The sequence below is a fragment of the Novipirellula herctigrandis genome (genome assembly GCA_007859835.1).
GTDB lineage: Bacteria > Planctomycetota > Planctomycetia > Pirellulales > Pirellulaceae > Novipirellula_A > Novipirellula_A herctigrandis.
On the sequence record SJPJ01000001.1, the window covers coordinates 6,748,025 to 6,757,171 of the forward strand.

A 9,147-nucleotide genomic window follows, 5' to 3' on the forward strand; every position below is an offset into this window, starting at 1 on the left:
CAAGACCATTCGAGAATCTTAGAGTCTGCAGTTCGATAGCATCGTTTCAAAGATGGCCGATGCACCAAGGATTTCGAGCTTTTCCATGGCATCGATAACTTCTTTTCGCTTTACCATCACGCGGACGCTGCACCACGCTTGGTCCTCAAGGGCGTTGATGGTCGGCGAATCGAAACCGGGTGTGATTTTCTCGGCTTCCGAGAGCTTTGTTCTCTGGATGTTGTATTCCAGTAGCGAATAATCACGTGCGATCACAACACCTTCGAGGCGGCGGACGACTCGGTCGGCAGTGACTTGATCGCGGCAGTGGTCATTTTGAATCAAAACCGTTTCGTAAGAACCGATCTCGCCAAGGATTCGAAGCCGATTCGCGGCCAAGGTGCTACCGGTTTCTACCAAGTCAACGATTGCGTCGGCAACGCCGAGTTGGATCATCACTTCCACGCTGCCCGTAAGCGATACCAAATGGGCCTCGGCATCATGGCCGGCAAGATATCGTTCGGTGATCGAAGGAAAGCTGGTAGCGATTCGCTTCGTATCTAAATCGCTTGCCGATTTCGCGCTCGAGTCATCTGGCACACACACCGCCAATCGACAACGTCCAACGCCAAGCTTCATTCGCAATTGAATGTCCGCACCTGCTTCTTCGACCAAGTCGCTGCCGGTGATCCCCATGTCGATGGCTCCTTCGGCACACAGGGTTGGGATGTCATCGGTTCGCAGGAAGATCAAGTCAATTGGTAAACCGCTGACACGAGCAAATAGCCCGCGTGATTGACGACGAAATTGCAGCCCCGCTTGAGTCAATAAATCGGTTGCCACGTCGCACAAGCGGCCTTTACTTGGCAAGCCGATTCGAAGGTGATTTTGAGTATCCAAGGTGTTTCTACTTTCTAAATGATTGCGTTTTTACTGATCCGTTATTTTTTTCGATTGGCTTTCTCGACGAGTCCCGAAGTCCCTTCGCGACGATCCAATTCATCGGCGACTTCGTTCAAGTCGACTCCTTTGTACGCCAGCAAAACGAGCGTGTGGTAGACAAGGTCGCCCGCTTCATAGACAAAATGTTCTCGGCCCGCGTCGCCCTCTTCCGAAGCCGCTTCGATTAATTCCTCAGCCTCCTCGCGGATCTTCTTTCCGATTTTCTCTGGTCCTCCATCAAGGAGCTTGGTCGTGTAGGAGTCCGCTGGACGCGTTTGAGCACGTTCGGCGAGCGTTCGCATCAATCGCGAAAGCGGTTCCAATGGATGAGAATCAAGTGGACGATTCATGAAGCAAGTCGGCTAGGCGTGCGAGAATTAAAAAGGGCATCAATAGTCCCTATAGCCTAACAGCCTGTTTTTTTTCGTGTAGGCCGGAATAAGGAGCTTCAGTGACGCAGGCCCGATAGTGGTTTTTGCCTTTGAAAACAGGGCATGCCGGGACGACGCGGCACTTGGTGCGGCCCACTGTGGCGTTCTTCAGAAGGCTGATAAGAGTGCCGAAAGACGAATTGCTAACATGGGGATTCCACGTCTTTGGTGCCTCTGTCTCGCAAAAAAATGCTCTCGAAAGCTATGCGTTCTGCCATTTCTCATGTTTGGCATCGCTCGCATGCGTAGATCGTTCGGGCTCCCTGGTCCCAAAAAGTGACTTCCGCGGCACAGCGAGAACAATACGGTTTCTTGTAGATTAGTAACCGCTCATTGTCTCGCAAACGGCTCCGTTCTTTCCCCGTTTCCTCGCTTTTGGCTGTGATGATTCGGTTATGTTGCTTTCCGATCGTCATTAACTTGACCGTCAAACTCCATAATCGCTCGAAATCCTCTTGGCTCATTTCTTTCCCAAGTCGGTCGGGATGGATGCCAAGTTGGAACAGGATTTCCGCTCGGAAGATGTTGCCAATCCCCGCGATCACCGATTGATTTAGTAGCAACGTCCCAATCGCTGCCCGCGAACGATGAATCCGGTTCCATGCGACCAACGGATCGGCATCGCGACGTAATGGATCAGGCCCCAGGCGTGCACAGATGGCATTGAACTTTGGTTTGTTAATCAATTCACAACAATTCGGCCCATTCAAATCAAAGCCTCGATTGGATCCCACCACACGCACTCGCACGGCCCCTTTCGGTTCGGCCAACGGGACACGCTTTGTATGGAATTTTCCGTAGAGCCCAAGGTGAACATGCATCGTTGTTAGTGCTTGCTTGCGGGCTACCGACCAATGATAGAACAGATGCTTGCCAAAGGCCTCTGCTGCAACCAATCGACTCCCCGATAGAATTGCAGCTTCTTTTGCGAAACGCCCTTGAGGCGATTCGATATCCAATGTTTCTCCTGCGAACCATTTCGTGTGGTCGTCGGCGATTCGGTGGAGAGCGTGTCCTTCGGGCATGAAAGCGTGTCCTTGGGGCATTCAATTGTGCCGACGCCCCGTTTCAGCTTCTCGGCGTTTGCGAGAGCCTAAAGTGACTCTGTCTGTTACCGAATTCTGATCACGTTTTCACTCGAGACATCCCGCCGTCGATGCCGAATACTTGGCCGGTGATCCAGGTGCTCTCGTCCCCGAGAAGAAACGTAGCCATCGATGCGATATCGTCAACGTCGCCGAATCGGCCGAGCGGATAAACGGAAGCCATCGCCTTACGTTTCGCGTCGTTCGACAGCAGTCGTTCACTCAACGGTGTTTCGGTCAAAGCGGGTGCGATACAGTTGATGCGGATTTTTGGTGCAAACTCCGCTGCCCACGTGCGGGTGATACCTTCGACTGCACCCTTCGCGGCCGCGACCGAGGTGTGCATCGCTAGTCCAGTTCCAACCGCCACGGTGCTAAACAACACGACGCTTGATGGCGTCGATGCTTTTAGCGGCTCGGTGGCTCTTTGCATCATTCGTACCGCGGCAACCACATTCAATTCAAAATCGCTCCGCAATAACGCTGGTTTCATCGTCCGCAGCGGGACCAAATTGATCGAGCCAGGGCAATAGACCATCCCGTCAAGCTGTTCCGGAATCACCAACGAATCGATCTCGTTGGTCGTGACATCGGCAGCCATATAGTTCATCCTCGAAGCCAAACTCTCATCAAGCTCGCCGAGTTGTCCGACAGTGCGAGAGACGACCGTTACCGATGCACCACTATCGAGCAATCGTTTGGTGATAGCGAACCCGATGCCGTGACTGCCACCAACTACTAAGAATTGCTTATTGTCCATTCGAGATGCTTCAGCCTTTTTCGCGAGAGTAGCGGTTTGCCGTCACAAAGAAGGACTGTAGCCAAAGCCTGAAATTTGGCAAGTTCCGTCGGATCTCGATTTGCGAAGGAGTTGTGCTGTGGGCGCATCGTTTGCCCTGTAAAAGGCGTTGTGATTTGAAACCATCGCCGAAATTCACCGCTTAGAAACAACGATCTTCAGGCAACTCAACCATGCGCCCAAGCAAACCAACATCGAAGGTTTGAGCCACCATGGGGCATAATCAAATTCAATCTTCCAGTCCCCTGCCGGAATCTCGACACCTTGCTTCAGGAACTCGACCGGTTTGACCGCCGCGACGGTAACCTGGCCGTCGTCGGTTGACGTTAGTTGAGCCTTCCAGTGGCCGTCCTGGTAGACGTTGCGAACGAGCATGCAAGGCTCATCGCAGCTAGCCAATAGCGTTTCCGAGTCAGGCCCGCGTTCAATAATCTCTACCGTTGCTTGGGCGACCGTGGGGCGTGATGTTCCCGAGGCAATGGATCGCAAAAGATGCTCGAAATCGTCGTCCTGTTGCAGTCCATCCTGTCTTTGTACCAAACCAATCGATTTCAAAGCTTGACTCGCTCTAACGTAATGACGGACCTTCACAATCGCATAGTCAACTTTGTCGACCGTGATCAGTTCGGATTCATCACTGACTTGAACGACGGAAGTAATCGCCAGCCAAGCTCGTATGGAATCCCAAAAACGACTTCGCTCCGAAGGAGTCATTGATGCAGTTACCTCTCTCGTTGCATCCCAAAACCTCGCCATCGATTCGCTTTGTATCGATGTCATGTTGTTCAGGACGGCTTGCCGGTGCAGCAAATGCCAACGGCCAAACCACGCCGCTCGCATGCTCGCTTCGGTCTCGATAAGCCGTTGGTCGCTTTCGCTCGTCTTCCAATGGTCGGGCCATCCGTTCCCAGATCGTGTCCGCATCGCAAAGGACGCGTCCTTCGGTGCATGATGCAGCGTTTTCATCGTGGTCAGTATTTGAAGTTCCTGTTCACGATGTACTTTCGCAATGAGTCCACATTCAAGAGTCGAAATAGACAAATCCAGTGCAACGATCACGATCAATAATCGAGTGGCAGCGGGCCTGGACAATTTTCCTTTGGACCATGCGAAAAAGATCCCGCCCAATCCAATCAATACAACGATCGTATGGACGAGTGAATATTGGATTTCAACCAGAGCCGATTGGATGTTGAGCGGGCCCCAAAATCGATCCGCCGGTGTGGATGTTTCGTCAAGTCCAAAGGAATCTGGGAAAATCGCAGCGACAGTGGCACTCACGAAAAGTGCCGCTGCAGTCGTTACCAGCAAGACAATCACTCGCCGTATCGTTACCCAAGATTCTGGTTCGACTTGGTCCAACCACTTGGCCATCACGATCGATAGCGAACACGCGACGATCGGCAACCATTTTGCAGGATAACGCAGAGAATCGTAACCAGGAAGGAACTGATACAGCCACCAATACAGTCCGCCCACGGCACTGTCGACGCCCTGCAATTTTCCGCTTGCATTTTGAATAATCCATACTAATCCGAAATGGCCCATGGCAACAAACCACGCGGTAATCGCGATCACGATCCATACGTCCAATTTCGGTCTCGGACGCCAGAATGTCTGGCTTGCAAGTTGGCAGATCAACGCGATCACAACCAAGGCACTCATGTAGACCGTCGGTGTCCATGTTCGGCCTTCACCCGGGATAAGCAAGCTAAACCGATGGTTGTTCGGCAGCATTGATCCCGATGCGTTGGGAGTGACCAATTCAATGGCATGCCACGGAGCGACGGAGAACTGAAACGCTCGCGCTCGTTTGGAGTCGCGTGGTGGCGGAGCGAGCCAATCGTGTGAGTCGTCCTGCATCACTCGGTCACTCTGCCCGCTCCACGATACGGACGCAGCAATCTGAGGCAGCGATAACGTGACTGCAAGCAGACAACCAAGAATGATCGAAACGAGTGAGTCGCGAAATCGGCGTTGCCGTGTTTCAGTGGCCGGCGGACTCGATAGCTTGGTTTCGCCCGCATCCTTTTTCCAACCTGCAACTCCCCTCACCATTGCGACTGCCATGCCAACGATCACAGCATGAAGTGCGGTTTGCGGATCACCCCCCAAAATCATCATCGCCATCGCAGTTCCGCTGACCAGGATTCGGTCGAGAAGCCTTGCCTTCCGTCCTTCTTTCGAATTCCCATCAATCCAAGTGGAAAGCACAATCGGCAACCAGGCAGCACCGACTAAGAAGGGGGGGTTGGAATACAGAAACAGGACGCTGCCCGATAATGCATAAGTCATCCCCCCGATCGTTGCCACAACGGCGGACACCTTCGCTCGTTGAGGTTGCGATTCTATCAGTGTCGTATTGCGTTTGGCGGAATCAACATCCCCGACTTTTGAAGTGCAAAAAGCGATGCAAGCTCGCCGTGCAGCGTACCGAGCTGAAAACGCGGCAATAATGAAGTGAACGACAACGTACAGACTCATCGCCACGTCACTGGCAATCGGAAGTGCAAACAGTAGATAGCGAATTGGGTAAAACACTGCCGTCGTCGTTTCACCCACCAACGGAATGCCGGTTTGATCAAGCGGATTCCACATCGGGAACCAATCGCGACTCGTCCGCTCCGCCACGTAGTTGTACAGCGGCGTGTAGAAATGACTCACATCGCGAAACGCCAACCGATCGATACCCATTAGCGCGGTGGCAAATAGCAACACGATGATTGCGGGCAGCACCAGGACGGAAAGCCGATCACGCCAATTCATCAAACTTGCTCACCGAATATTTTGGATTTCGGCCACAGGTCTAGTGCTCCGTCACTTCTTGATTTTAGGGTAGCGGAACTCGTCAAGAGTATCGGCCGGTCCCGTAATCGCCGAAAGTCTTGACGACTTCCGCTACGGCCGGATCCTAATGTGAAAGGTTGGCAAAGCACTCGCTCGTTGATGTCGCCTTTGGCTCCGCGAAAGTGCGATCCTGAAAGCAGGTTTTTACGGAGCAAAACGCGGCAATCCAAAGCCGGTTTTGCGTTAGCGAGGTGCCGTGACGATTCCCGCTTGCGATTGGCTTCGTAACGCATCGGCGCGCTCGAGCACATTGGGTGTCGGTTCGAGCATTTTGGGAACAAGTTGGACATCAATGATTCGTTCGTCACGAAGTTCCCCCGGCCAAAGCGTCTCGGAGATAAAATCGAGGCCAGGAAACTCGTACCAGGGCGGATTGAGACGCCGACGAATCGTCTCGGTACGAAAACCGTCTTTTTCGACCCTGACCTCTCGCGTCCCATAATAGACAAAACTGGTCGCCGCTGGGCTCGTGCCAATCACTTGGTTGTCAACCGAAATCGTTGCCCCCGGCGGGCTCGTCCGGACGGTCATCCGTCGACGAACACATCCCGACTGGCAAATCGCTAAAAACACTGTTCCCAATAGCACCACCGCGATATGGGGCGATCGCAAATGCGAGTGAACCGCTACTTCGCTAGCAAGTCTGCTAAATCGTTCGTTGCGTCGAGACAATGACAAGCTTTTCGTTCCTGCACGTCAATAGGAGTGTTTTGACCTGTAATCTCTCTGGTAACAATTCTTCAAGCTCGACCGCCAGACCAATCCGAATTCGCAAACAATCGTAGCGCAGGAGGCTAACCGCAGCCTCACCGCCATCCTGAAACGCGAACGATCCTAGCCAGTACTATCTAAAGCCGCACGATCTTAAGCAGCACGTTTCCTTTGAACCTTGCCACCTGACAACTTGCGAGCCACCCGATGTAATTCAGCCATCACCCGTTTTGCTGCCCTCTTCTTTTTTCGCCTCGGTTTAGGTTGGCGACCCTCGGTCAGTCCCATCAGTACCGACCATAGGCTGATTCGCTCAGCATGAGGTAAGTTGGTTGCTTGAAAGTATTGCCGAAGGACTCGGTATTGGTTCAGGTACATGTCGGTGCTTCGCATCAAACTGTCGGCGCGATGTCGGTAGTAGAACAAATACTCCGGAACCACTCCTAGCTTATGCCCTTGGCACGCCAACTTTACGAAGTATTCCCAATCCTCATAGCTCGTGTCGCGATCGAGTTCGAATCCGCCACTGCGTCGCATCGCTTCAGTACGGTAGATCGCGTTGGCATCCCCGTAAAAGTTTCTTATTCCTGAAACCGCAAACGGACCGCCACAAGGACGATAGGCGTACCCAAAACGCCCTTCGGCAATATCCGATGTCTCCTCAAACGCAGTGAAGAAACAGGTCGCTGCACTCAGGTCCGGGTTCCGCTGCATCGCCTGAACCATTCGCGAGACCATTTCAGGACGTGCGATGTTGTCCGAGTCGACCAGGACGACATACTCCCCTTTCGCCTCGGCAATGCCTCGATTTCGCGTCGCGCCCAGGCCCCGATTTTCATGCGACAGAAAACGGAATTGCGGATAAGTTTGTGTTAGTTCCTCAAATACTGCAATCGATCGCGGATCCGGCGATCCATCGTTAATGACCATCACATCCAAATTCGGATAGTCCTGTGCGGCCAGCGACGCCAATGTGTCGGGGGCAAAGTCGGCCATGTTGTAGTACGGAACGGCGATACTCACGAGCGGTTTCTCGGAAGCAGCAAGCCGGTGTGCATAAGGTGATGCAGGAGATTCCGATGATGCTCGGCTAAAGCACTCGTTGTAAACTTGCTTAGCCAGTTCGCCACGGTCTGTGGTTGAGTTACTGTTTGTTGCTAAGTCACTGTTTGTTGCTAAGTCACTGTTTGTTGCTAGATTAGCAACGATTTTCGCGTCCGGTTTCACGTTCCATCCGACGCTCGTGACGAAGTCGAGCATCTCCAACGAAGGGGCCAGTTGAAAATCGGCGTTTTCAAATGTGTAACGTTCAAAATAGTCGGCGACCGCGTCGTTGACCCCTTGGGGCCATTGGTGATTGTGATGTCGATGCCATTGGGACGATCCATGCAATTTCACGACAATTGCCGTCTCTGCAAACGCCGATCCCATCACGCGTGCCTCAACAGTGCGGAAGCCATCGCCTCCGATTTCCGCCAATTCAATCAAATCGTAATGGTGAGTTTCATTTAATTGCCCTAGAGCTTGGCGAATACGCATGCTCCGGTCGTTCATCTCGCCGACCAGCGTGCACTCCAGCAAATCCTCGCCTCGAAGCGGGAATTGATCAACGTGAAATAGCTGAATGCCGTAGTTTGCTAGGTCATCTCGGAGGGATTTGAACGCTCTTGATTTGCTGAAGTCGGAGTCTTCGCCATCAGCCGACCAGAGAATATGGACGGTCCAACCGTCAGCCGCCAACGTCCGAGCGAGTGTGTCGGAATAAGCCGAATTGCTACTGGCGTCAGAGTCCTCAGGCCCGAGAAAATAGGAATTGGCGACGATACATAGTTTTCCAGTTGACATGCCAACATCCATGTTTCAAGCGTTTTTTGATTTCTTCAACCGCACAGGATGCTAAGAACCCAGCCGTTCAAACGTCAATATCAATCGCGATGCAAGCAATACGAAGTGGATGTCGTGTAAACTTCCGGCCCGGGAAGACTTGACGGCCACGAAGGACACGAATCTGCACGAATATCAAGGAGTCAGTAGCAGACCGTTAGATTTATTTGCGCCCCACAAGATCCATCCTAAGTATCTTCCCGATTCATCCCGCCGCTTCGTGTCCCTTCGTGGACTTCGTGGCAGAAAATACTCGCACCATTCGCCACGAAGGACACGAATCTGCACGAATATCAAAGAGTCAGTAGCAGACCGTTAGATTTGTTTTCCCCCCACAAGGTCCATCCTAGTATCTTCCCGATTCATCCCGCCGCTTCCCTGCAATCACTTTCCGCTTCGTGTCCCTTCGTGGACTTCGTGGCAGAAAATACTCGCACCATTCGCCACGAAGGACACGAATCTGCACGAA

At 52.6% G+C, this 9,147-nt stretch carries 7 protein-coding genes; all 7 read right to left on the reverse strand.

Features of this window, described 5'->3' with window-relative positions; genetic code table 11:
* Positions 1-18 precede the first annotated feature (18 nt).
* On the reverse strand, positions 19-879 hold the full coding sequence (gene hisG, locus CA13_RS24780; protein ID WP_146401263.1) for an ATP phosphoribosyltransferase: 861 nt from the start codon (positions 877-879) through the stop codon (positions 19-21).
* 41 nt (positions 880-920) lie between these two features.
* The gene (locus CA13_RS24785; RefSeq protein WP_146401265.1) at positions 921-1,271 is read right to left on the reverse strand and encodes a phosphoribosyl-ATP diphosphatase; all 351 of its coding nucleotides are present in this window, start codon (positions 1,269-1,271) and stop codon (positions 921-923) included.
* A gap of 302 nt (positions 1,272-1,573) precedes the next feature.
* Complete coding sequence (locus CA13_RS24790) at positions 1,574-2,398, reverse strand: Fpg/Nei family DNA glycosylase (RefSeq protein WP_146401267.1); 825 nt, start codon at positions 2,396-2,398, stop codon at positions 1,574-1,576.
* 79 nt (positions 2,399-2,477) lie between these two features.
* Positions 2,478-3,197: an SDR family NAD(P)-dependent oxidoreductase gene (locus CA13_RS24795; RefSeq protein ID WP_146401269.1), complete on the reverse strand. Its 720-nt coding sequence runs from the start codon at positions 3,195-3,197 to the stop codon at positions 2,478-2,480.
* A 174-nt stretch (positions 3,198-3,371) separates the two neighbouring features.
* Entirely contained in the window at positions 3,372-6,002 is a 2,631-nt protein-coding gene (locus CA13_RS24800; protein WP_146401271.1) for a hypothetical protein, read from the reverse strand.
* Positions 6,003-6,266: 264 nt separating this feature from the next.
* Entirely contained in the window at positions 6,267-6,761 is a 495-nt protein-coding gene (locus CA13_RS24805; RefSeq protein WP_419194773.1) for a PEGA domain-containing protein, read from the reverse strand.
* A gap of 186 nt (positions 6,762-6,947) precedes the next feature.
* The gene (locus CA13_RS24810) at positions 6,948-8,639 is read right to left on the reverse strand and encodes a glycosyltransferase family 2 protein (RefSeq protein ID WP_419194774.1); all 1,692 of its coding nucleotides are present in this window, start codon (positions 8,637-8,639) and stop codon (positions 6,948-6,950) included.
* Between the last annotated feature and the right edge of the window lie 508 nt (positions 8,640-9,147).

What these genes read in the sequence shown, in the direction of transcription:
- CA13_RS24795 (WP_146401269.1), bottom strand. Translation starts at nt 3,197, where the DNA reads ATGGACAATAAGCAATTCTTAGTAGTTGGTGGCAGTCACGGCATCGGG.
- CA13_RS24785 (WP_146401265.1), bottom strand. Translation starts at nt 1,271, where the DNA reads ATGAATCGTCCACTTGATTCTCATCCATTGGAACCGCTTTCGCGATTG.
- CA13_RS24800 (WP_146401271.1), bottom strand. Translation starts at nt 6,002, where the DNA reads ATGAATTGGCGTGATCGGCTTTCCGTCCTGGTGCTGCCCGCAATCATC.
- CA13_RS24810 (WP_419194774.1), bottom strand. Translation starts at nt 8,639, where the DNA reads ATGTCAACTGGAAAACTATGTATCGTCGCCAATTCCTATTTTCTCGGG.
- CA13_RS24790 (WP_146401267.1), bottom strand. Translation starts at nt 2,398, where the DNA reads ATGCCCCAAGGACACGCTTTCATGCCCGAAGGACACGCTCTCCACCGA.